The organism is Luteimonas salinisoli (assembly GCF_013425525.1).
GTDB lineage: Bacteria > Pseudomonadota > Gammaproteobacteria > Xanthomonadales > Xanthomonadaceae > Luteimonas > Luteimonas salinisoli.
Map to the genome: position 1 here is coordinate 63,945 of NZ_JACCKA010000094.1, position 22,625 is coordinate 86,569.

At 70.7% G+C, this 22,625-nt stretch carries 23 protein-coding genes; 4 read left to right on the forward strand and 19 right to left on the reverse strand.

Features of this window, described 5'->3' with window-relative positions:
- Positions 1 to 24 precede the first annotated feature (24 nt).
- Positions 25 to 1,104 carry a PLP-dependent cysteine synthase family protein gene (locus H0E84_RS19420; protein WP_425600515.1) on the forward strand — a complete coding sequence of 360 codons (1,080 nt, stop codon included), beginning with the start codon at positions 25 to 27 and terminating at the stop codon, positions 1,102 to 1,104.
- Positions 1,105 to 1,144: 40 nt separating this feature from the next.
- Here the strand turns inward: H0E84_RS19420 and H0E84_RS19425 are convergent, their stop codons facing one another.
- From H0E84_RS19425 to H0E84_RS19455, 7 genes are all read right to left on the reverse strand, one after another.
- Positions 1,145 to 1,633, reverse strand: a complete 489-nt coding sequence (locus H0E84_RS19425) for a DnrO protein (protein WP_180680311.1) — start codon at positions 1,631 to 1,633, stop codon at positions 1,145 to 1,147.
- A gap of 98 nt (positions 1,634 to 1,731) precedes the next feature.
- Positions 1,732 to 2,031 carry a DUF2249 domain-containing protein gene (locus tag H0E84_RS19430; protein ID WP_180680312.1) on the reverse strand — a complete coding sequence of 100 codons (300 nt, stop codon included), beginning with the start codon at positions 2,029 to 2,031 and terminating at the stop codon, positions 1,732 to 1,734.
- Between the two features lie 98 nt (positions 2,032 to 2,129).
- On the reverse strand, positions 2,130 to 3,350 hold the full coding sequence (gene fabB / locus H0E84_RS19435; RefSeq protein ID WP_180680313.1) for a beta-ketoacyl-ACP synthase I: 1,221 nt from the start codon (positions 3,348 to 3,350) through the stop codon (positions 2,130 to 2,132).
- Between the two features lies 1 nt (position 3,351).
- Positions 3,352 to 3,867: a 3-hydroxyacyl-[acyl-carrier-protein] dehydratase FabA gene (gene fabA, locus H0E84_RS19440; RefSeq protein ID WP_180680314.1), complete on the reverse strand. Its 516-nt coding sequence runs from the start codon at positions 3,865 to 3,867 to the stop codon at positions 3,352 to 3,354.
- A 227-nt stretch (positions 3,868 to 4,094) separates the two neighbouring features.
- The gene (locus H0E84_RS19445) at positions 4,095 to 4,316 is read right to left on the reverse strand and encodes a hypothetical protein (protein WP_180680315.1); all 222 of its coding nucleotides are present in this window, start codon (positions 4,314 to 4,316) and stop codon (positions 4,095 to 4,097) included.
- 132 nt (positions 4,317 to 4,448) lie between these two features.
- Complete coding sequence (locus H0E84_RS19450; protein WP_180680316.1) at positions 4,449 to 6,533, reverse strand: TonB-dependent copper receptor; 2,085 nt, start codon at positions 6,531 to 6,533, stop codon at positions 4,449 to 4,451.
- A 66-nt stretch (positions 6,534 to 6,599) separates the two neighbouring features.
- Complete coding sequence (locus tag H0E84_RS19455) at positions 6,600 to 6,980, reverse strand: DUF2946 family protein (protein ID WP_180680317.1); 381 nt, start codon at positions 6,978 to 6,980, stop codon at positions 6,600 to 6,602.
- A 170-nt stretch (positions 6,981 to 7,150) separates the two neighbouring features.
- On the opposite strand from H0E84_RS19455, the gene nirK reads away from it, so the two are divergent.
- Positions 7,151 to 8,530, forward strand: coding sequence for a copper-containing nitrite reductase (nirK, locus tag H0E84_RS19460; protein WP_180680318.1), 1,380 nt, complete (start codon positions 7,151 to 7,153; stop codon positions 8,528 to 8,530).
- 162 nt (positions 8,531 to 8,692) lie between these two features.
- Here nirK and queC read toward each other — a convergent pair whose 3' ends face one another.
- The 11 genes from queC to H0E84_RS19515 form a co-directional block, all read right to left on the reverse strand.
- Positions 8,693 to 9,358 (reverse strand): 7-cyano-7-deazaguanine synthase QueC, encoded by a 666-nt coding sequence (gene queC / locus H0E84_RS19465; protein WP_180680319.1) that lies wholly within the window; start codon positions 9,356 to 9,358, stop codon positions 8,693 to 8,695.
- Between the two features lies 1 nt (position 9,359).
- Positions 9,360 to 10,040, reverse strand: a complete 681-nt coding sequence (gene queE, locus H0E84_RS19470; protein WP_180680320.1) for a 7-carboxy-7-deazaguanine synthase QueE — start codon at positions 10,038 to 10,040, stop codon at positions 9,360 to 9,362.
- A 371-nt stretch (positions 10,041 to 10,411) separates the two neighbouring features.
- A complete protein-coding gene (gene ybgF, locus H0E84_RS19475) occupies positions 10,412 to 11,209 on the reverse strand; it encodes a tol-pal system protein YbgF (RefSeq protein ID WP_180680321.1) in 798 nt (265 codons plus the stop codon).
- A 7-nt stretch (positions 11,210 to 11,216) separates the two neighbouring features.
- A complete protein-coding gene (gene pal / locus H0E84_RS19480; RefSeq protein ID WP_180680322.1) occupies positions 11,217 to 11,726 on the reverse strand; it encodes a peptidoglycan-associated lipoprotein Pal in 510 nt (169 codons plus the stop codon).
- A gap of 62 nt (positions 11,727 to 11,788) precedes the next feature.
- On the reverse strand, positions 11,789 to 13,108 hold the full coding sequence (tolB, locus tag H0E84_RS19485) for a Tol-Pal system beta propeller repeat protein TolB (protein ID WP_180680323.1): 1,320 nt from the start codon (positions 13,106 to 13,108) through the stop codon (positions 11,789 to 11,791).
- Positions 13,109 to 13,185: 77 nt separating this feature from the next.
- Complete coding sequence (locus H0E84_RS19490; protein ID WP_180680324.1) at positions 13,186 to 14,145, reverse strand: cell envelope integrity protein TolA; 960 nt, start codon at positions 14,143 to 14,145, stop codon at positions 13,186 to 13,188.
- Positions 14,145 to 14,582, reverse strand: a complete 438-nt coding sequence (tolR, locus tag H0E84_RS19495; RefSeq protein WP_180680325.1) for a protein TolR — start codon at positions 14,580 to 14,582, stop codon at positions 14,145 to 14,147. Before tolR ends, H0E84_RS19490 begins: the two co-directional genes overlap by 1 nt.
- 67 nt (positions 14,583 to 14,649) lie before the next feature.
- Positions 14,650 to 15,312: a protein TolQ gene (tolQ, locus tag H0E84_RS19500; RefSeq protein WP_425600516.1), complete on the reverse strand. Its 663-nt coding sequence runs from the start codon at positions 15,310 to 15,312 to the stop codon at positions 14,650 to 14,652.
- A gap of 257 nt (positions 15,313 to 15,569) precedes the next feature.
- Positions 15,570 to 16,019, reverse strand: coding sequence for a tol-pal system-associated acyl-CoA thioesterase (gene ybgC, locus H0E84_RS19505; protein WP_180680327.1), 450 nt, complete (start codon positions 16,017 to 16,019; stop codon positions 15,570 to 15,572).
- Between the two features lie 58 nt (positions 16,020 to 16,077).
- Positions 16,078 to 17,118 carry a Holliday junction branch migration DNA helicase RuvB gene (ruvB, locus tag H0E84_RS19510; RefSeq protein ID WP_180680328.1) on the reverse strand — a complete coding sequence of 347 codons (1,041 nt, stop codon included), beginning with the start codon at positions 17,116 to 17,118 and terminating at the stop codon, positions 16,078 to 16,080.
- Positions 17,119 to 17,432: 314 nt separating this feature from the next.
- The gene (locus tag H0E84_RS19515) at positions 17,433 to 18,428 is read right to left on the reverse strand and encodes an LLM class flavin-dependent oxidoreductase (RefSeq protein ID WP_180680329.1); all 996 of its coding nucleotides are present in this window, start codon (positions 18,426 to 18,428) and stop codon (positions 17,433 to 17,435) included.
- Positions 18,429 to 18,677: 249 nt separating this feature from the next.
- Between H0E84_RS19515 and H0E84_RS19520 the strand changes: the two genes are divergently transcribed.
- Both H0E84_RS19520 and H0E84_RS19525 read left to right on the forward strand, forming a co-directional pair.
- Positions 18,678 to 20,009 (forward strand): TrkH family potassium uptake protein, encoded by a 1,332-nt coding sequence (locus tag H0E84_RS19520; RefSeq protein WP_219339848.1) that lies wholly within the window; start codon positions 18,678 to 18,680, stop codon positions 20,007 to 20,009.
- A complete protein-coding gene (locus H0E84_RS19525; RefSeq protein WP_180680330.1) occupies positions 20,002 to 20,679 on the forward strand; it encodes a potassium channel family protein in 678 nt (225 codons plus the stop codon). The genes H0E84_RS19520 and H0E84_RS19525 overlap by 8 nt, the downstream gene beginning before the upstream one ends.
- A gap of 13 nt (positions 20,680 to 20,692) precedes the next feature.
- On the opposite strand, the gene H0E84_RS19530 is transcribed toward H0E84_RS19525, so the two are convergent.
- On the reverse strand, positions 20,693 to 22,603 hold the full coding sequence (locus H0E84_RS19530; protein WP_180680331.1) for a potassium transporter Kup: 1,911 nt from the start codon (positions 22,601 to 22,603) through the stop codon (positions 20,693 to 20,695).
- Between the last annotated feature and the right edge of the window lie 22 nt (positions 22,604 to 22,625).

Below are 22,625 nucleotides of genomic sequence, written 5' to 3' on the forward strand. Positions count from 1 at the left end.
GCGCCCGGTACTCCGGTCGCGAGCATCGACGAACGCGACTGGACCGCCCAGGCGCTGGGGCGGCTGCGCCAGGAGGCGGCGCGCTCGGCCGACACCCATCTGTTGAAACTGGAATTCCGCGGATTCCCGGGCATCGACTTCTACTTCAAGGACGAGGCCGCCCATCCCACCGGCAGCCTCAAGCACCGACTAGCGCGCTCGCTGTACCTGTATGCGCTGTGCAACGGCCGGTTGCGCGACGGGCAGCCGGTGGTGGATGCGTCGTCGGGCAGCACCGCGATCTCCGAGGCCTGGTTCGCGCGCCTGCTGGGGCTGCAGTTCACCGCGGTGATGCCGGCCTGCACGGCGCCGCGCAAGATCGCCGACGTCGAGGCGCTGGGCGGGCGCTGCGATCTGGTGCCGGACCCGGCGCAGGTCCACGAGCGTGCCGCCCGGCACGCCGCGGCCGGCGCCTGCCACCTCGACCAGTTCGCGCTGGCCGAGCGCGCCACCGACTGGCGCGGCAACAACAACATCGCCGAATCGATCCTCGGCCAGCTCGCCGGCGAGCCGCACCCGGAACCGGCATGGATCGTCTGCGGGGTGGGCACCGGCGGCACCTCGGCCACCATCGGCCGCTACCTGCGCTATCGCGGTCTGCGCACCCGGCTGTGCGCGGCGGAACCCGACGGCAGCGCCTTCGTGCACGGCTGGCGCGGCCGCGATCGCGACGCGGTGTGCAGCCGCCCCACGGTGATCGAAGGCATCGGCCGGCCGCGGGTCGAGCCGGGATTCCTGTTCGAGATCGTCGATGAGGTGATCGAGGTCGCCGATGCGGCCTCGATCGCGGCGATGTCGGTCCTCGAGCAGCATCTCGGCCGGCGCTATGGGGGCTCCTCCGGCACCAACCTGGTCGCCTGCCTGCTGTTGGCCACGCGCATGCGCGAGCGCGGCGAACGCGGCAGCATCGTCAGCCTGCTCTGCGATCACGGCGAGCGCTACGACGGCACCCTGCTGGATCCGGACTGGCTGCGACGCAATGGCCTCGATCCGGCGCCGGCCGCCGCTGCCCTGCACGCCACGATCGCCAGCGGCCGCTGGCATCCGCCCCGAGGCGGCGCCTGAGCGGCGGGGAGCTCCTGCGCCCGCGCCGGCTCCGAACGGCTCAGTGCGCCGGGTGATGCGACGCGGGACCCGGAAACCCCGGATCGTCGAACAGGCGCGGATAGTCCTCGAGCGCCGCATGCATCGGCGCCAGCGCTTCGCGGTCGGCCGGGTCTTCGCGCAGCGCCGCGGCGCCCGCCATTAACCGCGCGAGCAGCCCGTGCAGGGCGACGTCCGGCTCGGTGGGCAGTTCGCAATTGGCGAACATGTCGGCCACCGCATCGTCCACCGCACCGGCCATGCGCAGGACCTGCTCCCGGTCGGGCGATTGCGCGCGATCGAGGCGTTCGAGTGCGCCATGCGCGCGCCGCATGCCCGCCATCAGCGGCGCGTCGGGCGTCCAGCGCACATGGTCGGCATCGACCGGCACCGCAGCGGCGTGATGGGCCTGATGGTCGGCATGCGCCCCCGCCGGCGGTTCCGGCGCCGCGTGGGCCAGGCCGGCGCAGAGCAGGAGCGGTAGCGCGACGAGCACGGTTCTGGACTTCATGGCATCGGTCTCCGGTGGGGGATGGATCCCGCGCCCGGGCGGGCCGGCGACCTGGATCCAGAGCGGGGGCGGCCTGGCGGGAGCGTCTGCGATTCAGTTCAACTGCACCCGCCGCAGCATTCACCGGCCTCGCCGTGCACGGGCGCCCGAACCACGGCGAAATCGATGACGATCTCTCCGGCCTGGCGCTGTACGTACTCGATCGAGAGGCTGCCGCCGTAGCGCGCGCGCAGCTGCTCCAGCAGGGGCAGCGGATCGTGGTCGTTGACGAAGCGCATGCCCTCGCCGGGCTGCAGGGCGTCGATCGCGCCGAAGATCGCGGCGTGCCGGAAGCGGCGGCCGATGCCGCGGGCATCGAACGGATGGATTTCGAGGGATAGTGCGGAGCGAGCGTTCATGGCGGACCTGCAGAGCTGGGTGATGGGGCTGCAGGATGGCAGTGGCGCCCGCCGCGGTCGTTGACCTGGGTCAGGTCCGTGGCAGGCGCCGGCCGCGGTCAGACGCGCGAGAACACCAGGCTGGCGTTGGTCCCGCCGAAGCCGAAGCTGTTCGACATCACGGTATCGAGCCTGGCCTCGCGGCTTTCGCGCACGATCGGGAAATCGGCCGCCTTCGGATCGAGGTTGGCGATGTTGGCCGAGCCGGCGATGAAGCCTTCCTGCAACATCAGCAGACAGTAGATCGCCTCGTGCACGCTGGCGGCGCCCAGCGAGTGGCCGCTGAGCGCCTTGGTCGAGGACAGCGGCGGAACCGCGTCGCCGAACGCCTCGCGCACCGCCTGCAGCTCGATCACGTCGCCCACCGGGGTCGAGGTGCCGTGGGTGTTGAGGTAGTCGATCCGGCCGACCTCGCGGCGGCCATCGCCGGCCATGGCCATGCGCATGCAGCGCACTGCCCCCTCGCCCGAAGGCGCGACCATGTCGACACCGTCGGAAGTCACGCCGTAGCCGACCAGCTCGGCGATGATGTTGGCGCCGCGCGCCTTCGCGTGCTCGTACTCCTCCAGCACCAGCATGCCGCCGCCGCCGGCGATGACGAAACCGTCGCGGTCGACGTCGTAGGGCCGCGACGCGCTCGCGGGCGTGTCGTTGTGGCGGGTCGACAGCGCGCCCATCGCGTCGAACTGCGCGGTCATCGCCCAATGCAGCTCCTCGCCGCCGCCGGCCAGCACCACGTCCTGCACGCCGTGGCGGATCATGTCCGCGCCCGCGCCGATGCAGTGCGCCGAAGTGGCGCACGCGGCGGAGATCGAATAGCTGACCCCGCGGATGCCGAACGCGGTGGAGAGCGTCGCCGAGACCGTGGAGCCCATCGAACGCGGCACCATGTAGGGGCCGACCTTGCGGACCCCGCGGTCGCGCAGCAGGTCGGCGGTCTCGATCTGCCACTGCGGCGATCCGCCGCCAGAACCAGCGATCAACCCGGTGCGCTCGTCGTGCAGCTGCGCCTCGTCGAGGCCCGCCTCGGCGATTGCATCGCGCATGGCGACGTAGGCATAGGCCGCCGCGTCGCCCATGAAGCGCTTGAGCTTGCGGTCGATCAGCGCCGCCAGGTCGATGTCCGGCACCCCGGCCACCTGGCTGCGCAGGCCGAGTTCCGCGTATTCGGGCACAGCCACGATACCCGCCCTCCCCTCGCGCAGCGAGGCGGCGACGCTGGCGCGGTCATTGCCGAGGCAGGACACCACACCCAGTCCGGTGACGACGACACGACGCATCTCAGAATCCCTCCGTCGAGGAGAACAGGCCGACCCGCAGGTCGGACGCGGTGTAGATTTCGCGGCCGTCGACCAGGGTGCGGCCGTCGGCGATCACCAGGTCCAGCCGCCCGCGCATCACCCGGCGGATGTGCAGCTCGTAGGACACGAGTTTCGCCTGTGGCAGCACCTGGCCGGAGAACTTCACCTGGCCCACCCCCAAGGCGCGGCCGCGGCCCTTGGCGCCCAGCCATGGCAGATAGAAGCCGCACAGCTGCCACATCGCGTCCATGCCCAGGCACCCGGGCATCACAGGATCGCCCTCGAAGTGGCACTCGAAGAACCAGAGATCCGGGCGGATGTCCAACTCGGCGCAGACCAGTCCCTTGCCGTAGCTGCCGCCCTCGGCGGAAATCGAGGTGATGCGGTCGAACATCAGCATCGGCGGCAGTGGCAGTCGCGCGCTGTCGGGGCCGAAGAGCTCGCCGCGGCCGCAGGCCAGCAGCTGGTCGTAGTCGTAGGAAGTCGCTCGGGTCATGTGGATTCGCGTAGTGGAAACCACCAATTCTGCCGTGTCCGCGCGACGAGCGTGTGGATTGCGACCTTCGTCGCCCCATACGCATGCGTAGGTGTCGCGGCGTGGTGGCTGCGTTCCTATCGCGCCCCGGGCGTCCGGAGACGCTCGGGGAAGGCCCGCTGCGATGCGACCGGACGCCCGGCCCCACACGGTGCCACGGAGTCGGCGGCGTGCGTGCGGCGGTGGGTTCAGGGGGTGCAGGCGCCCGATGCGCTGCCCGGCGCCCACCACGGCCGTAGTGGCCGCGGGTCCGCCGAGCGCCAGCCCTGGCCGCCGTCTTCGGCGTTCGCTTCCGGTTCGCGTTGGTGCGCCGCCAGGCTGCCGTCGATGCCGGCGGCGCTGGTCCATTCGGCGGGCCCGGACGCCGGCGGCATCGCCCCCGCGTCGAACTCGAAACCGAGATCGTTCATCCGTCTGTCCTCTGATCGCGACCGGCACAGCAGACCACGCAGGTGCGCACGCCACCCTGACCTGGATCAACCCGCGCCGGGAACGGCCGTTCCGCCATCCCGGCCGGGCCGCGCGTTGTCCGCCGCGGCGTTTCAGTAGTCGAGGTTGAGCTTCACCCAGAGGGTGCGCCCGGGCTCGTTGATCCGCACCGCGTCGGCCGGATAGCCGAAGTCGGCATTGCCGGCGAGGTTGAGGTGCTCGCTGTAGGCGCGGTCGAACACGTTGTCGATCCCTGCGCCGATCCGCGCCGTGCTGCCGAAGCGGTAGCCGGCGTTGAGCGCGAGGGTCGCGAAGCCGGGACTGGTACCGCTGTCCTGGCCGACCGCGTTGCCGTAGCCGGGCGCGACGCGATCCTGGCCGGCCACCGCCCGCACCAGCACGCCGGCCGACCAGGTGCCGTCGTCCCAGGCCGCGGTCAGCCGCGCCTCCAGCGGCGGCATCTGCGGCAGCGGGCGGCCGCTGTCGCGGTCCTCGCCGCGCGCATGGGCCAGGCTGCCGCCGAGCTTCCAGTGCTCGCGCGGGCGGAACTCGGCGCCGAGTTCGGCGCCGCGGATCTTCGCATCGACGTTGTCGGCGATGGAGCTGCCGCCGGCCATCCCGCCGGCGACGTAGCGGAACTGGATGAAGTCGTCGACCCGGCCGGCGTAGGCGGACACCCAGGCGTCGATGCGCCGCCCGCGGTACTGCAGGCCGGCATCGAGCTGGGTGGTCTTCTCGGTCTCGAGGCCGGCGAAGGCGTTGGCCGCGCCCATCGGCCCCATCTGCGGCGAGAACAGCTCCCAGTAGTCGGGCATGCGCGTGGTATGGCCCAGGCCCGCGAACCAGGTCAGCGGACGATCCGCGGCATCGCGCTCGAAACGGACGAATCCGGCCGGCAGGGTCTCCCCGCGGGTCAGCCCGGCGGTGGGATTGGGGCGGACCATGCCCATCGCGCCGACGGTGGCGCGCTCGTCGGTGGCTTCGGAGCGGTCGACGCGCGCGCCCGCCACCAGGCGGCTGCGCTCGCCCCGGTACCAGGTCGCCTCGGCGAAGGCGCCCGCGCCGGAGAAGCGCGCATCGGTGCGCCAGGGCTGGGCGAGATAGGCGTCGCGGCCCGCGGCGCTGCGGCGCCTGTGGCGCCCGTCCTGGGCGTCGATGCCGGCTACCAGGTCCCAGGCGTCCGTCCGCCAGGTCGCGGCGACGCGCCCGCCGCTGGTACGGCGCTCGACGTTGGACGCCATCGGCATCGCCATGGCGCCGTCCGGATTGGGCGTGCGCAAGGTGTAGTTGTCCATCACGTGGTCGGCGCGGTTGTAGAAGAGGCTGGCCTCGACTTCGGCCAGGCGCCCGCCGGGATTGCGCTTCTCGAAGCGCAGGCCGAGGTTGTCGCGCTCGAACTGCGAGCCGTCCATGCCACGGGTGGCGTAGCGCGCCTCACCGTCGCCGAAACCGGCGGACAGCTCGAGCAGCGTGTCCGGATCCGGGGTCCAGCCGAGGGCGAGGTCGGCGTTCCATTTGCTCCAGGCCGATCCCACACGCACGCCGTCGCCGTCGCGGTAGTCGCCGGAATCGGAGCGGTTGGCGCTGACGCGCGCATAGCCGGGCCTGGCCCCCCAGGTGACATCGGCCACCTGGTCGTTGCGGCCGAAGGAGCCGCCAAGCAGGCTGCCTTCCAGCTTCAGCGTCGGCTCCTCGAAGGCCTCGCGGTCGCGCTCGAAGCGCACCGTGCCGGCCGAGGCGCCCGGGCCCCAGAGCACCGTCTGCGGGCCCTTCACCACCACCAGCCGGTCGTAGGTCTCGGGCGCGATGTAGGACATCGCATTGTCCATCCGCGAGGGGCAGGCGCCGGGCATGGCGCCGTCGTTGGTGAGCAGGTTGAGGCGCGAGCCGAACATGCCGCGCAGCACCGGATCGCCATTGGTGCCGCCGTTGCGCACTACCGAGAAGCCGGGGATGGTCTTGAGGTAGTCGGCGCCGTCGCTGGCCGGCACCGGCTGGCGCGGGAGCCGGGGGTCGGTCTCGAAGGTGAGAGGCGAGACCGGCAGCATCGCCGTGACCACCACGGCGTCGAGGTCGATCGGGTCCATGGGGTCGTGGGGAAGCGCGTCCGCGGCGAGCGCGGCGGGGTAGAACAGCGCCGCGAGGATCGCGGCCGTCAGGCAAGCCTGGGGCGTTGCCGGACTTCTGGAAGTCGACATGGGGGTCTCCGGAGCATTCGGATGGCGCGCGGCCTGCGCCGCGCACGCGGGCATTGACTCGAGTGCTCAGGCGTTCGGCGGGCCGCGCGATCCCAGTCCCGCAGGATGGCGGCGGAGCGGGCGCGGATCGGCGCGGTCTCCGAACCGTGCCGCGGCTGCCGGCAGCCGCGCCACTGCCGGCAGCCGCCGGGACGGCGTCACCGCCGCGGCGAGCAGCGGGCAGTAGCCGCAGTCGGCGGCCGCGGAACTGGTCGGGCTGGGAGCCCGCTCCCGACCCTCTTTGGCGTCATGGCCGCGATGATCGTTCCGGGCGCCGGCGTCCGCCTCGTGCGCGGCATGGGCGCCGTCGGCGCCGAACATCCGGCCGGCTGCGGGGAGCAGCGACAGCGACAGCGCGGCGCCCAGCGCCAGGTGGCTCATCCAGCGGTGGAAGGGGCGGCGGCTCATCGTGAAACGAGTCTGCTCCGGCCGCGGCGCCAGCGCCCTGACCTGAATCAAGCCGCCGACCCTGTGCCCGTTCCGGCGCAGCGCCGGGCTTGACGCAGGTCATGGCCGCGGGCGGGCCGGACGTCGACCATGACGCCAAGAACCGACGAACCCCAAAAGGAAGCTTCGAGATGAAAGACCTGATCCTGCTCTTCGCCCTGGCCGCCGCCGCCGGCTTCACGCCGCAGGCGATCGCCGCGCGCGACGCCGCCGCCGACGTCACCCCGGTGGCCGACGTCACCTTCAGCATGCGTACCGAGATCTCCAACGGCCAGCTGGTCTTCGTCGGCAATGCCGGCGCGATCAAGGACGTGGTGAACCCCGAACTCAAGGTGCCCGAAGGCGCGGTGGTGGCCATCACCGTGACCAACGGCGACGGTGCCATGCATGACATCGCGGTACCGGAGTTCGGCGCGCAGTCCGACCAGATCGTCGGCCAGGGCTCGGCCACCACGATCGTATTCCGCGCCACCAAGGCGGGCACCTTCGAATACGTCTGCACCATCCCCGGCCACCGCGCCGCGGGCATGTTCGGCAAGCTGACCGTCGGCGACGTCGAGGAAGTCGTCAGCACCGCGGTCGACATCGCCAAGAACCCGTCCGAGGTGGCAACGCCAGTGGGCAACCGCGGCCCGCAGACCCTCACCTACGATCTGGTCACCACCGAGGTCGAGGGCAAGCTGTCGGACGGCAGCACCTACCGCTACTGGACCTTCAACGACACCGTGCCCGGGCCGCTCCTGCGCATCCGCACCGGCGACACCGTCACCATCAACCTGAAGAACGCCGAAGACAGCGTCAACATCCACTCGGTCGACTTCCACGCCGTGACCGGCCCGGGCGGCGGCGCTGCCGTGACCCAGGTGGCCCCGGGGCAGACCAAGAGCTTCACCTTCAAGGCGCTCAACCCCGGCCTGTACGTGTACCACTGCGCCACGCCGATGATCGCCCACCACATCTCCAACGGCATGTACGGGATGATCCTGGTCGAGCCGGAAGGCGGCCTGCCGGCGGTCGACAAGGAGTTCTACATCATGCAGGGCGAGCTCTACACCGCGCAGAAGCACGGGTCGCGCGGGCTGCAGGAGTTCTCGGTCGACAAGCTGCTGGACGAGCGCCCGGAACACCTGATGTTCAACGGCTCGATGGACGCGCTGACCAAGACCTACAAGATGGAGGCCGACGTCGGCGACACCGTGCGCATGTACTTCGGCGTCGGCGGGCCCAACCTGATCTCCAGCTTCCATGTGATCGGGGAAGTGTTCGACCGGGTCTTCGACCAGGCATCGCTGACCAGTCCGCCGCTGACCGACGTGCAGACCACGCTGGTGGCGCCGGGCGGCGCGACGGTGGTGGAGTTCAAGGTCGACTATCCCGGCAAGTACATCCTGGTCGACCACGCGCTGTCGCGGGCCGAGAAGGGACTGGCCGGCTTCCTCCACGTCAACGGCGAGGCGGACCCGACGATCTTCAACACCAGCGAGACGATCGACCACTCCTCGGGTCACTGAACTCCACCGAGCAATCGCAGAAATCGGGGGCGCCCGCGGGCGCCCCTTTTTTGTTTGCTCCCAACCGGGGGAGGCGCACCTCGATCCGCCGGCTGCCCTTTGTGGGCACGGCGGAAGTCGCGGCACCGGCGCGGATGCAGGCGGTCCGAGCGGCGTTTCTGATCAGGCGTAGCGGGTCGGATCGGGGACGCCGGCGGCGGCGAAGCCCCCGGCACGTAGCCCGCAGGCGTCGCAATGGCCGCACGCGCGGCCGTCGTCGTCCGCGCGATAGCAGGACACGGTGGCGGAAAAGTCCACCCCGAGCCGGATGCCCTCGCGCACGATGGCGTCCTTCCCCAGTCGCATCAGCGGTGCATGGATCCGGATCCCGGCGCCCTCGACCCCCGCCTTGGTGGCCAGATTGGCCAGCCGCTCGAATGCCTCGACGAATTCCGGGCGGCAGTCCGGGTAGCCCGAATAATCGACTGCGTTGACCCCACAGAAGATGTCCGCCGCGCCCAGCACCTCGGCCCAGCCCAGCGCCACGGACAGCATGATGGTATTGCGCGCCGGCACGTAGGTCGCCGGGATCCCGGCCCCGCCCGGCTCCGGCACCTCGATGTCGGCGGTGAGCGCCGAGCCGCCGACGCTGCGCAGGTCCACCTGCACCGTCTTGTGCGCGGCCGCACCGAGCGCCGTGGCCACGCGCGCCGCAGCGGCCAGTTCCGACGTGTGGCGCTGGCCGTAGGCGACGCTGAGCGCATGCACCGCGAACCCCAGCTCTCGGGCGATGGCCAGCACGACGGCCGAATCCATGCCCCCGGAAAGCAGCACGACGGCGTTCTTCATCTCATCTCCCGGGCTCGTCGTTCCACAACAGCTTGTGCAGCTGCATCTGGAAACGCACCGGCAGGCGGTCGGCCACGATCCAGTCGGCCAGCTCGCGCGCGTCCATTTCGGACTTGCTGGGCGAGAACAGCACGTCGCAGCGCGCCGCCAGGCCGTGTTCGCGCACGACCCCGACCGCCCAGTCGTAGTCGGCGCGCCCGCAGAGCACGAACTTGACCTGGTCGTGCGCGGTCAGCAGCGGCAAGTTCTGCCAGAGGTTGCGATGCGCCTCGCCAGAGGCCGGGGTCTTGATGTCGAGCACCCGCGACACCCGCGGGTCGACCGCGCCGATATCGATCGCGCCGGAGGTCTCCAGGGAGACCGCGTAGCCGGCATCGCACAGCCGCCGCAGCAGGGCGTGGCAGCGCTTCTGCGCCAACGGCTCGCCGCCGGTGACGCAGACGTGGCGCACGCCGTGGCGGGCGACCTCGGCGAGGATCGTGTCGATCTCCCGCCACTGTCCGCCGTGGAAAGCGTAGGCGGTGTCGCAATACACGCAGCGCAGCGGGCAGCCGGTCAGGCGCACGAACACCGTCGGCCAGCCCGCGTCGCGGGCCTCGCCCTGGAGCGACAGGAAGATCTCGGTGATCCGCAGCCGGTCGGCCGCCGCGGCGTCGGCAGCATCGGAAGCGACGGCATTCATCCCGTTATTGTAGAGCGGAGCTCGCTCCGCTGCTCCGCCGGCGCACCAGCCGACCGGGACTCGGCAGGCCGGGCTACCCCGGCCCGGTCGCCGCGTCGCCACCAGGCGGGCGGCCCGGGGGATGCGTGACAGCCAAGCGAGTATCGGGGAGCGACTTGTCACGTATCCCCCGGGCCGCCCCGCGGATGCGTTTCCGGATGCCTGGTCCCGGGATTCCGCACACCAACCCGATCTCACGGCCGAATCGGCAAGAGGCGGGGCGGCGAGATCGGCTCTTCGGGGCTACGGTGAAGGCGCAGCCGAGCAAGCTCGGCTCTACGGGGGCTTCGGTGAAAGTACAGCCGAGCAAGCTCGGCTCTACGGGGCGCGGGTCAGCGCAGGCGGCCGAGCTGGATCGCGCGCAGGCGGTCGTCGGCGGTGCGGGCGGCGTCGCTGCCGGGGAACCGCTCGACCACCGTGGACAGGGTGGCTTCCGCAGCGTCCAGCTGCTGCTGGCCGTATTGCGACAGGCCGACCTTGAGCAGGGCGCCAGGCGCCTTGTCGTGGGTTGGGTACCGGTCGATCAGCGCCTGGAACTGCTGCTGGGCCAGTTCGTAGTTCTGGGTGACGTAGTAGCTCTCGCCCAGCCAGTACAGCGCGTTCGGCGCGTAGGAACCGGACGGATGACGCCGCAGGAACTGCTGGAACAGCTCCGCGGCCTCGGCGTACTGCCCCGAGCGCAGCGCATCGAACGCGGTCTCGTAGGCGCCGCGCTCGTCGGCGGTCTGCGCCAGCAGCCCCGGGTCGCCGTGGATCGAGGGTGCGGTATCCCGGGGCGGCGGCGATGGCAGCGCCGCACCGGCATCCCCCTCCACGGCAGGCGCGGCCGGCAGGGCGCCGGCACCGCCCTCTAGGCGGTTGAGGCGGCCGTCGATGTCCAGGTACTGGTCGCGGCTGGCGTTCTTCAGCTGCTCGTTCTGCTGCTGCAGCTCTTCCACCTGCGAACGGAGCGCGGTGACTTCCCGCCGCAGCTGTTCGAGCTGGTTGAGCAGATCGACGTTGCCGCGGTTGCCGGCGGCCTGCTGTTCGAGCGCGGCGACGCGGTCGGCCAGGCTGGCGCGCTGGGCGGAAACGGGTGCGGCGGCCACCAGGGCCGCCGCAACCACGATTGAAGCGATGTAGCGACGCATGCGCGGATCAGCGTGCGGTATAGACGATCTCGACGCGACGGTTGCGCGCCCAGCAATCCTCGCCCGACTCGGTGCAGGTCGGGCGCTCCTCGCCGTAGCTGACCACGGTCAGCTGCGCCGCACCGCCGCCGTTGGCCTGCAGCGCCGACGACACCGCATTGCCGCGACGCTCGCCCAGGCCGAGGTTGTACTCGCGGCTGCCGCGCTCGTCGGCATTGCCTTCCAGGGTGATGCGGGACGACGGACGATCGCGCAGATACTTGGCATGGCAGCCCATGATCGACTGGAACTCCGGACGCAGCGCGTCCTGGTCAAGGTCGAAGTAGACCACTCGCTGGCGCAGGCAGGCGTCGGAATCGAGGTCCTCCGGGCCATAGGCGCCGGCGCCCGGCTGCTGCGGCTGGGTCACGGTGCCGGGGGTGCCGGGCTGCACGGGTTCTTCCTTGACGCGCTTGGAACAGCCGACGACGGCAACGCAGAGCGCGGCGGCGATCAGGACTCGGGTGGTGGTGTTCATCTCGTCGATCCCTAGTAGATGGAAAGGTGGTTCAGGTTGATGGATAGTATGTGCAGACGGTGTCAGCGCTGTTCCCGGTAGGGCCCCCAGGCCGCCTCCCGCACGTCGCCATCGGCGAGCACGAGACGCTGGCGCACCCGGCCGTCCGCGGAAACGGCGTACAGCACCCCTCGCCGTCCCTCGCGCGCCGCGTACAGGATCATGCTGGCGTTGGGCGCGAAACTCGGCGATTCGTCGAGTGAGCCCGGCGACAGCGTGGACCACCGCGGCGAACCGAGGCTGCGATCCAGCACCGCGATACGGTACACGTTCCCTGAACCCTGCGCCACGGCGATCTTCTGGCCGTCGAACGAGACGCTGGGGTCGGAGTTGTAGTTGCCCTGGAAACTGACCCGGGTGGCCCCGCCGCCCCCGGCCGGTACCTGGTAGATCTGCGGCCGGCCGCCGCGGTCGGAGGTGAAATAGACGCTGGCGCCGTCCGGGCTCCATTCGGGCGCGGTATCGATGCCGAAATGCTCGGTGAGCCGGGTCAGCGCCTTGCTGCCCAGGTCCATCACGTAGATCTCGGGGTTCCCGCTGCGCGACAGGGTCAGCGCCAGGCGGCGGCCGTCCGGGGAGAACGCCGGGCCGCTGTTGATGCCGCGGAAGCTCGAGACCAGCTCGCGGCCGCCGGTGGTCAGGTCCTGGATGTAGATCGAGGAATTGCCGCGCTCGAAACTGACGTACGCCAGCCGGCTACCCTCCGGCGACCACGACGGCGACAGCAGCGGCTCGTTGGAGCGGACCACGGTCTGTGGATTATGGCCGTCCGAGTCGGCGACGATCAGGGCGTAGCGGGCGCCCTGCCCGACCCCGGTCTGGGTCACGTAGGCGATCCGGGTCCAGAACGCGCCGCGCACGCCGAGGATCTTCTCGTAGATCGCGTCGGCCATCTGGTGCGCGACATCGCGCATCGCGCTGGCGCGGCCGGTCATCGCCATGCCGATCAGCCGCTCCTGCTTGGCCACGTCGAACAGCTCGTACTCGACCCGGTAGGCGCCATCGCCGGCGTCGAGCACCCGCCCGACCACCAGGAAGTCCTGGCGCAGCACCCGCCAGGTCGGGAACTGCACCTCGCTGCCGCGGGTGGGGCGCTCGACGACGTCGCGCTCGGGCAGGGTGCGGAACTGGCCGGAACGGTCGAGGTCGGCGCGGATCACCGCCGCCACGTCGGTGTCCGGGGCCCCGGCCGAGCCTTGGTACGGCATCGGCACCACCGCGATTGGCAGCGCCGAGGCGTGACCGCCGACGATGTCGATCTCCAGGCCCTGCTGCTGGGCGGAGGCGAACAGCGGCAACGTCAGCGCGACCAGGGCGAGCAGGATGCGAGCGAATCGTTTCATCGGGTCACCGGATTGGGGAAGCGGATTGGGCGCCAGCTTGGCGGCTGCGGGGCGCGCGAAGATGAATGGAGGCGTACTTATCGGTCCTGGGCCGTGAAATTGAGGTTGAGCCGGCGCGCAAACACCGGCTCGAAGCCGCGGTACGGCAGCGGCTCGGCCTTGCGCACCGCGGCTTCCACCGAGCGCCGGCCCTGCGCGTCGTAGGGACAGGACGGATCGAACTCCACACTCATCACCTGGCCGCCCGGCAGCTGGGTGATATAGAGCCGGCAGCGCTCGCCCAGCCGGACGTTGTCGGGGCGGACCCAGTTGCGCGCGATCACTTCCTGCAGCGCGGCGGCGTAGCGCGCCGCCAGGTCGCTGTCGCCATCGGGTCGGCCCGGCGGCGGCGCGGCATCGGCGGCGGCCTCGTCCGAGGCCTGGCGGGCGCGGGCGCCGGCGATCTGCTTGAGCTTCTGCTCGGCCAGCGCGGCCTCGCGGCGGATCTGCTCGCGCTCGGCGCGCAGCTTCTCCAGCTCCTGCTGGCGGGCAAGGCGGCGCTTCTGCTCGGCTTCCTCCTGGCGCTGGCGCTCGGTCAGGTCGATCTGTTCCTGGCGCCGCCGCTCCTCCTGCTCGCGCTCGGCGGCAAGTTCCGATTCGGCCTCGCGGCGCGCCGCGTCCTGCTCCACGGTGTCCGGCTCGGGCACGCGCTCCTGCGCCTGCGGCTGCGGCTCGACCATCGCGTCCTCTGGCACCGGCGCGGGCAACGGCTGCAATCGCGGCACGGTTTCCTCCTCCACCGGCTCGGGTTCGGGCAGCGGCTCGGGGACGGGCTCGGGCGGCTCGGGCAGCGGTTCGGGCGGCGCCTCCAGCGCGCGCCGCTGCGCCGCCGACAACGCGTCGGGGTCGAACAGTTCGGCGCTGACCGGGGAGCCGAAGGCCGGCTGCGCATTGGTGCGGGTCCAGTTCAACCCGAACACCAGCAACAGCAGCAGCACCGCGTGCAGCCCCAGCGCGAGCAGCACCGCGCTGACCGTATCGGCGGGGCGTTGCCGCATCAGCCACCCGCCTCGAGCGGCCGGCTGAGCAGGCTGACCCTGGTCACCCCGGCCTCGTTGATGATGCTGATCGCGTCCATGATCCGCTGGTAGCTGGCGGCGCCGTCGCCGCGCACCAGCACCGTGGCCTCCGGGTTCTGGGCGTGGATCGCGCGCAGCCGCGCCAGCAGGTCCTCGCTGGTCACCGACTGGTTCTGCTGCTCGACCATCAGCGCCAGCGCACCGTCCGGGTACACGCTGACCACCACCGGGTCCTTGGGCGTGGCCACCGAACGCGCGTTCGAGTCGGGCAGGTTGACGTCGGTGCCGAGGTTGAGCAGCGGGGTGGTGACCATGAAGATGATCAGCAGCACCAGCATCACGTCGATGTACGGCACGACGTTGATCTCGTTCTTGAGCTTGCGGCGCTTGCGGCGGCGCAGGACGGCGGCGGTCATGGCAATCCTCGGGAGCTAGGGCCTGTCGGCACTTGTCGCGGTCAACGCGCGGGGCGGTGCAGCGGGGTCACTCGTCGCCGTGGGTCTGGCGCTCCAGGATCGACGAGAACTCCTCGGCGAACGCGTCGTAGCGACCGGCGATCCGCTCGACCTTGGTGGCGTAGCGGTTGTACGCCCAGACCGCGGGGATCGCCGCGAACAGGCCCATGGCGGTGGCGATCAGCGCCTCTGAGATGCCCGGCGCGACGGTGGCGATGGTGGCCTCGCGCACGTTGGCCAGCCCGTGGAACGAGATCATGATTCCCCAGACCGTGCCGAGCAGGCCGACATAGGGCGCGATCGAGCCCACGTTGGCGAGGAACTCGAGGTTGTGCTCCAGGCCGTCCAGCTCGCGCGCGGTGGCCACGCGCATGCCGCGCTGCGCACCCTCGAGCTGGGCGCGGCTGTCGGGATTGCGGCGGCCGCGCGGGCGCGAGTACTCGCGGAAGCCGGATTCGAAGATGGCCTCCAGGCCGTCGATCTCGCGGTTGCGCTCGGTCGCCGCGGCGTAGAGCTTGCTCATGTCGGCGCCGGACCAGAACCGCTCCTCGAAGCGATCGGCCTCGCGGGCGGCGCGGTCGAGCATGCGCTTCTTGCGGAAGATGATCACCCACGAGGCGATCGAGGCGAACAGCAGCAGCAGCATCACCAGCTGCACCGGGATCGACGCGTGCAGCACCAGCTGCAGCATGTCGAGCTCGGTGCCGACGGGGGCCGCCGCCGCGGCGCCGGTCTCGGCGGCCAGCTCGGTGGCGCTGGCCGTGGCCTCCTCGGGCAGGGGCTCGACCTGCGTGGCCTGCAGCAACATCGAAAGTGGGGTCATGCATCCGCTCCTGGGTCAGGAATTCGACAATCGCGGCCGGTGCCGTGCACCGCCCGCCAACGAAGCGCCCCGCCCCGCCGCGGCGGAGCGGGCGCCAATGGAATCTCCGGCCTGGACATCCTCGTTCAGGCCGGCCGGACCTGCAGCGGCTGCAGTTCCCGGTACAGCGCCGCCGGGATCGCGCGCGGACGGAACCGGCCGGCGTCCAGCGCGGCCACCCGAACCTCGGCGTCGAGCAGCCGCTCGCCGTCGCGCTCGATCGCCTGGTCGATCACCAGGCTGGCGCGTCGGCACTCCCGCAGCGCCACCGAGACCTGCAGTGCGTCGTCCAGCCGCGCCGGCTTGCGGAAATCGATCCGCATCGCCCGCACCGCGAACACCAGATCGTGGGACCCGCGCAAAAGTTCCTGGCCGTGCCCCAGCGCCCGCAGCCATTCGGTTCGCGCGCGCTCGAGGAAGGCCAGGTACTGCGCGTGGTACACCACGCCTCCGGCGTCGGTATCCTCCCAATAGACACGTGTCGGCCAACTGAACGGCTGGGAATGGGGAATCGGGAATCGGGAATCGGAGATCAAGAGCGACGCTCCTGTACGTGGCCGAGACTACAACGCCGCCGTGCGCCGGAAGGGCCGGTCAAAACAGCTGCTCCGATTCCCCATTCCCGATTCCCGATTCCCGCTTCGGCGGCAGCCCAAGGTGCCGGTAGGCCTTCTGCGAGGCCATGCGGCCGCGCGCGGTGCGGACCAGAAAGCCCTGCTGGATCAGGTAGGGCTCGATCACGTCCTCCAGCGTGCCGCGCTCCTCGCTGAGCGCCGCGGCCAGCGAATCCACCCCGACCGGGCCGCCGTCGAAGTTCTCGATGATCAGATTGAGCAGGCGGCGGTCGAGGTCGTCGAAGCCCTCCGGATCGACCTTGAGCATCTGCATCGCCGCATGCGCCACCTCGCAGTCGATGCGGCCGCCGGCGCGCACCTGGGCGTAGTCGCGCACCCGCCGCAGCAGGCGGTTGGCGATGCGCGGGGTGCCGCGCGAGCGCTGCGCGATCTCGGTGGCGCCTTCGGCGGCGCAGTCGATGCCGAGGATCCGCGCGGAACGCCGCACGATCCGGGTCAGCTCGGCAGCGCTGTAGAACTCCAGCCGCTGGACGATGCCGAAGCGGTCGCGCAGCGGCGCGGTCAGCAGCCCGGCGCGGGTGGTGGCGCCGATCAGGGTGAACGGCGGCAGGTCTAGCTTGATCGAGCGCGCCGCCGGGCCCTCGCCGATCATGATGTCGATCTGGAAGTCCTCCATCGCCGGGTACAGCACCTCCTCGACCACCGGCGAGAGGCGATGGATCTCGTCGATGAAGAGCACGTCGTGCGGCTGCAGGTTGGTCAGCAGCGCGGCCAGGTCCCCGGCCTTCTCGATCACCGGGCCCGAGGTCACCCGCAGGTTCACCCCCAGCTCGTTGGCGATGACGTGGCTGAGGGTGGTCTTGCCCAGCCCCGGCGGGCCGAAGATCAGCACGTGGTCGAGCGACTCGCCGCGCTGCTTCGCCGCCTCGATGTAGATCGAGAGCTGGTCTCGAACCGGCTGCTGACCGAGGTACTCGTCGAGCCGCTTCGGCCGGATCGAGGCTTCGACGGCCTCGTCTTCGCGGGTCGGCGCGGCGGCGATGATGCGCTCTTCGGTCATCCCGGTATGGTCGCACGGGCCGGGGAGCGCGGCGAGCGTGGCCGCCGCAGGGTTGGGCCTGCGGTTAACGGGCATGCGCTCGCTGCCACGGTTCGCGGCGTCGCGACCGCCGTCGCTCTCACAGAAGCCAAGGCCAGAAGGTGGGGAGCTGGCGGGAGTCGCGACTCCTTCCAGCGACGCGGGGCCGGGGCCTGGGGGGTCGCGTTGGCGGCGTCGCGACCGCCCGTCGCTCCCGCAGGGGGAAGAACCGGATGCAGAAGCGAGGGGGGCCGCGACCGACGATCGCCCGCCGTCGAGAGCTTCCGGCGAGCGCCCTACGCGGCCGGCGCGAGGCCGCAGGCCGCGGCCGCCAGGGCGAAGCTGTGCAGGCGCGCGCCATGCTCGAAGATGTTGGCGGTCAGGATCAACTCGTCGGGCCGGTGGCGCGCGACGAAGGCCCGCACTCCCTCCTCCACCTGGCGGGGGTCGCCGACGACCGCGCAGGCCAGCGCCTGCTCCACCATCGCCTTCTCAGCGGGCGACCAGAACGCCTCGATATCGTCGATCGGCGGCGGGATCAGCCCCGGCCGGCCGCGGCGCAGGCGCACGAAGCTCTGCTGCTGGGTGGTGAACAGCCGCCGCGCCACGGCCTCGCTGTCGGCGGCCACCACGTTGAGGCCGAGCATCGCCAGCGGCCGCTGCAGGTGCGGCGAAGGTCGGAACTCGCGCCGGTACACCGCCAGCGCCTCGTCGAGCGCTCCCGGGGCGAAATGCGAGGCGAAGGCGAACGGCAGACCCATGGCCGCGGCCAGCCGGGCGCTGAAGAGGCTCGACCCGAGCAGCCATACCGGCACCTCGATCCCGGCGCCGGGCACCGCACGCACCGGCTGCCCGGGCTGCGCCGGCGCGAAGAAGCGCAGCAGCTCGGCGACGTCCTGCGGGAACGCGTCGGCGCTGTCGAAATAGCGCCGCAGCGCCCGCGCGGTGGGCTGGTCGGTGCCGGGCGCGCGGCCCAGGCCGAGATCGATGCGGCCGGGGTACAGCGACGCCAGGGTTCCGAACTGCTCGGCCACCTGCAACGGGGCATGGTTGGGCAGCATGATGCCGCCGGCACCCACGCGGATGGTCGAGGTGCCGCCGGCGATGTGACCGATCAGCACCGCGGTCGCGGCGCTGGCGATGCCGGGCATGTTGTGGTGCTCGGCCAGCCAGTAGCGGCGATAGCCCAGCCGCTCGGCGTGGCGCGCCAGGTCCAGCGAATTGGCGAAGGCGGTGGCGATGTCGCTGCCCTCGGTGACGGGCGCGAGGTCGAGGATCGAACAGGGAATCATGGCCGGACCGACGGGACGGGCGCTCCATGATCGCGCCTGCCGGTGCAGGGTGGCGTGCACGGCGATGAGATGGTGCGGTCCGCAATCTCGACCAATGCCTGGGCCGGTAGATCGCGGGGTCGAACCCGCGGCGGGACTCGTCCTAGTCGGCGCGGCCCTCCAGCGCAGCGGCGAGCCGCCCGCGCGGGCAGCACGCCCGCCCATGGCACAATGCGCGCCCTCGCGGCCGCGCCGCGCCGGAGTCGCGCCTTGCGTCACGGCATCCATCATCCCGCCAGGCTGATCCCGCTCGGTTTCCTGGGCCTGATCGCGCTCGGCACCGTGCTGCTGATGCTGCCGGCCGCGCGCGCCGGAGCGGGCTCGGCGCCGCTGCTCACCGCGTTGTTCACTTCGACGTCCGCGGTCTGCGTGACCGGGTTGATCGTCGAGGACACGCCCTTGTACTGGTCGCTGTTCGGCCAGTGGGTGATCCTGGGACTGTTCCAGGCCGGCGGCTTCGGCATCATGACCGGCGCCACCCTGCTCGGCCTGCTGGTGGCCGGGCGGCTCGGCCTGCAGACCCGACTGGCGGCACAGGCCGAGACCCGCAGCCTGCAGCTGGGCGACGTCGGCGAGGTGCTGCGCATGGTGATCCTGGTGACGGTGACGGTCGAGGCGCTGGCCACGGCCGCGCTGGCCTTGCGCCTGCACTTCGCCTACGGCCAGCCGTGGGGCACGGCGCTCTGGGAGGGGTTCTTCCACGCCGTGTCGGCGTTCAACAATGCCGGCTTCTCCACCCGCAGCGACAGCCTGAGCGGTTGGGCGTCCGATGCCTTGATAGTCGTGCCCATCACCCTCGCGGTTCTGCTGGGCGGGCTCGGGTTCCCGGTCCTCAACGAACTGCGGCGCAGACCGACCGCCTTCCGCCAATGGTCGGTGCATACGCGCCTCACCCTGCTCGGCAGCGCCATCCTGATCGGCGGCGGCGCGCTGCTGATCGGCGCCTACGAATGGAACAACCCCGCGACCCTGGGCGCGTTGGACACCGGATCGCGCACCCTCGGCGCCATGTTCCACTCGGTGGCCGCGCGGACGGCGGGGTTCAACACGATGGACGTGGGTTCGATGCACCTGGAGACGCAGGCCGTCAACTGGGCGCTGATGTTCATCGGTGGCGGCAGCGCGGGCACGGCAGGCGGCATCAAGATCACGACCTTCATGCTGCTGGGCTACGCGGTATGGGCCGAGGTGCGCGGCAGCGGGGACACCGTGGTAGCGAGGCGGCGGATCCCGCACCAGGCGCTGCGCCTGGCCCTGGCGGTGGTGCTGATGGCGCTGACGGTGCTGGCGTTCGGCACCCTGGCGCTGCTGAGCGTGACCGATCTCGAGGTGCACGACGCGATCTTCGAGGCGATTTCGGCCTCGGCCACCGTCGGCCTGTCGACCGGCGTGACCGGCGAGCTGCCGCCGGCGGGTCAGGGTATCCTGATCGCGCTGATGTTCGTCGGCCGCGTCGGGTCGGTGACCCTGGTCACGGCGCTGGCGCTGCGACGGCACCAGCAGGTCTTTCGCTATCCCGAGGAGCGCCCGATCGTTGGCTAGGACACCGCACTCCGGCGACCACACCGGCAGCGTCGCCGTCATCGGCCTCGGGCGCTTCGGCGGCGCCGTGGCGTCGTCGCTGCTGCATCTGGGGCACGAAGTGCTCGGCATCGACGAGAACCCGGACATCGTGCAGCGCTGGTCCGACCGCCTGACCCATGTGGTCCAGGCCGACAGCACCAGCACCGAGGCGCTGCGGCAGCTCGGACTGCGCGATTTCGGCCGCGCGGTGGTGGGCATCGGCAGCGATATCGAGGCCAGCGTGCTGACCGTGCTGGCGCTCGAGGAACTGGGCGTGGCCGACATCTGGGCCAAGGCCACCAGCACCAAGCACGGGCGCATCCTCGAACGGACCGGCGCCCACCATGTCGTCTACCCGGAAGCGGCCATGGGCGAAAGGGTCGCGCACCTGGTGACCGGCCGGATGATCGACTTCATCGAGTTCGACGACGGTTTCGCGATCGCCAAGACGCTGGCCCCGCGGGAGGCCGTGGACAAGACCCTGAGCGAATCGGCGTTGCGCACGCGCCACGGCATCACCATCGTCGGCCTCAAGCGGGGCCGCAACGACTTCACCTATGCCCGCGCCGACACCATCGTGGAGGACGGCGACATCCTGATCGTGTCCGGGGCCACGCCGCTGGTGGAGAAATTCGCGGCGTTGGTTTGAAGATCACGGCGCCTCAGATCTCCACCTGGGTCCCCAGCTCCACCAGCCGGTTGCCGGGGATACGGAAGAACCCCGAGGCCGGCGCCGCATTGCGGTGCATCAGCGCGAACAGCCGCTCGCGCCAGACCGGCATGCCGCGGCGGGCGGCCGCGATCACGGTCTCGCGGCTGGTGAAATAGGTGGTGTCCATCGGATCGAAACAGATCGCGCCCTCGATGTCGCCGCTGCCCATCAGCGCGAGCGGCACGTCCGGAGTCTCCATGAATCCGAAGCGGATCAGCACCCGGTGGAACCCGTCGCCGATTTCCTCGATCTTGAGCCGCTTGTGCGAGTAGGGCACGCTCAGCGTCTCGACGGTGAGGAACACGTTGCGCTCGTGCAGCACCTTGTTGTGCTTGAGATTGTGCATCAGCGCGTGCGGCACCACGCCCTTGTCCGCGGTCAGGAAGATCGCCGTTCCCGGAACGCGGGTGGGCGGCGCGAGCATCAGCCCCGGCAGGAAGGTATCCAGGCGGATGCCCTCTTTCTGCATTTCCTCGCGCAGGACCTGGCGCCCGCGGCGCCAGGTGCGCAACAGGGTGAACAGGGTGATGCCAAGCACCACCGGGAACCAGCCGCCCTGCAGCACCTTGGCGACATTGGCCGTGACGAAGGCGACATCGACCACCAGGAACAACGCGCACATCGGCAGCACCCAGCGACGCCAGCGCGGCCACAGCGCGCGCGCGACGATCGCCAGCAGCACGGTGTCGATCAGCATCGTCATCGATACCGACACGCCGTAGGCCGTAGCCAGCGCCGAGGAGCTGCGGAAACCGAGCACCAGCGCGATCACCACCACCATCATCGACCAGTTGATCGCGGGGATGTAGATCTGCCCGATGGTCTCCCGCGAGGTATGCAGGATCTTCATGCGCGGGATGTAGCCCAGCTGCATCGCCTGCCGCGCCACCGAGAAGCCGCCGGTGATCACCGCCTGCGAGGCGATCACCGTCGCCGCCGTGGCCAATACCAGCATCGGGATGCGGCCCCAGTCCGGCACACCGAGATAGAACGGATTACGGATCGCCGCCGGATCCTCGAGCACCAGCGCCCCCTGGCCGAGATAGCTCAACATCAGCGAAGGCAGCACGAAAAAATACCAGGCGTAGCGGATCGGCTTGGCGCCGAAGTGGCCCATGTCGGTATAGATGGCCTCGCCGCCGGTGACCGCCAGGATCACCGCGCCGAGGATGAAGATGCCGCCCCAGGTGTGATTGGCGAAGAACTGCGCCGCCCACCAGGGATTGACCGCCCGCAGCACCTCGGGCTCGTGCAGGATGTTGACAACGCCCAGCACCGCGATCGTCAGGAACCAGATCGCTGTGACCGGCCCGAACACGCGCCCGACCACTGCGGTGCCGTAGCGCTGGGTGGCGAACAAGCTGACCAGCACCAGCAGCGAGACCGGCACGATCCAATCGTGCAGCTGCGGCGCGATCACCTCGAGGCCTTCGACCGCCGAGAGCACCGAGATCGCCGGGGTGATCACCCCGTCGCCGAAGAACAGCGAGGCGCCGAAGATGCCGAAGATGCCCACCAGATAGGCCGATCTGCCCCCTTTCGGCAGCGAGCGCTGGGCCAGGGCCATCAGCGCCATGATCCCGCCCTCGCCGTCGTTGTCGGCGCGCAGGATGATGGTGACGTACTTGGTGGTCACCACCAGCATCAGCGACCAGAAGATCATCGACAGCACGCCGAGCACGGTGTCGTGGTCGGCGACCAGGCCGTAGTGCGGCGCGAACGCCTCGCGGATGGTGTACAGCGGGCTGGTGCCGATGTCGCCGAAGACGACGCCGATCGCGCCGACGGCCAGACCGAACAACCCGATACTGCCGTGGCCGTGCGGCTGATTGCGCACGGAACTGCTACTGGAACTGGACATTGCGGCCGTGGCGACAGGTGGG

Bases quoted from the DNA above. Each gene is read 5' to 3' on its own strand.
- queE (WP_180680320.1), bottom strand. From the start codon at position 10,040: ATGAATGCCGTCGCTTCCGATGCTGCCGACGCCGCGGCGGCCGACCGG.
- H0E84_RS19490 (WP_180680324.1), bottom strand. From the start codon at position 14,145: ATGCGGCAACGCCCCGCCGATACGGTCAGCGCGGTGCTGCTCGCGCTG.
- fabA (WP_180680314.1), bottom strand. From the start codon at position 3,867: ATGACCCGAGCGACTTCCTACGACTACGACCAGCTGCTGGCCTGCGGC.
- tolB (WP_180680323.1), bottom strand. From the start codon at position 13,108: ATGAAACGATTCGCTCGCATCCTGCTCGCCCTGGTCGCGCTGACGTTG.
- tolQ (WP_425600516.1), bottom strand. From the start codon at position 15,312: ATGCTGCAGCTGGTGCTGCACGCGTCGATCCCGGTGCAGCTGGTGATG.
- H0E84_RS19450 (WP_180680316.1), bottom strand. From the start codon at position 6,533: ATGTCGACTTCCAGAAGTCCGGCAACGCCCCAGGCTTGCCTGACGGCC.
- ybgF (WP_180680321.1), bottom strand. From the start codon at position 11,209: ATGCGTCGCTACATCGCTTCAATCGTGGTTGCGGCGGCCCTGGTGGCC.
- H0E84_RS19530 (WP_180680331.1), bottom strand. From the start codon at position 22,603: ATGTCCAGTTCCAGTAGCAGTTCCGTGCGCAATCAGCCGCACGGCCAC.
- nirK (WP_180680318.1), top strand. From the start codon at position 7,151: ATGAAAGACCTGATCCTGCTCTTCGCCCTGGCCGCCGCCGCCGGCTTC.
- pal (WP_180680322.1), bottom strand. From the start codon at position 11,726: ATGAACACCACCACCCGAGTCCTGATCGCCGCCGCGCTCTGCGTTGCC.
- H0E84_RS19455 (WP_180680317.1), bottom strand. From the start codon at position 6,980: ATGAGCCGCCGCCCCTTCCACCGCTGGATGAGCCACCTGGCGCTGGGC.
- H0E84_RS19430 (WP_180680312.1), bottom strand. From the start codon at position 2,031: ATGAACGCTCGCTCCGCACTATCCCTCGAAATCCATCCGTTCGATGCC.
- tolR (WP_180680325.1), bottom strand. From the start codon at position 14,582: ATGACCGCCGCCGTCCTGCGCCGCCGCAAGCGCCGCAAGCTCAAGAAC.
- fabB (WP_180680313.1), bottom strand. From the start codon at position 3,350: ATGCGTCGTGTCGTCGTCACCGGACTGGGTGTGGTGTCCTGCCTCGGC.
- H0E84_RS19515 (WP_180680329.1), bottom strand. From the start codon at position 18,428: ATGATTCCCTGTTCGATCCTCGACCTCGCGCCCGTCACCGAGGGCAGC.
- ruvB (WP_180680328.1), bottom strand. From the start codon at position 17,118: ATGACCGAAGAGCGCATCATCGCCGCCGCGCCGACCCGCGAAGACGAG.
- queC (WP_180680319.1), bottom strand. From the start codon at position 9,358: ATGAAGAACGCCGTCGTGCTGCTTTCCGGGGGCATGGATTCGGCCGTC.
- H0E84_RS19445 (WP_180680315.1), bottom strand. From the start codon at position 4,316: ATGAACGATCTCGGTTTCGAGTTCGACGCGGGGGCGATGCCGCCGGCG.
- H0E84_RS19425 (WP_180680311.1), bottom strand. From the start codon at position 1,633: ATGAAGTCCAGAACCGTGCTCGTCGCGCTACCGCTCCTGCTCTGCGCC.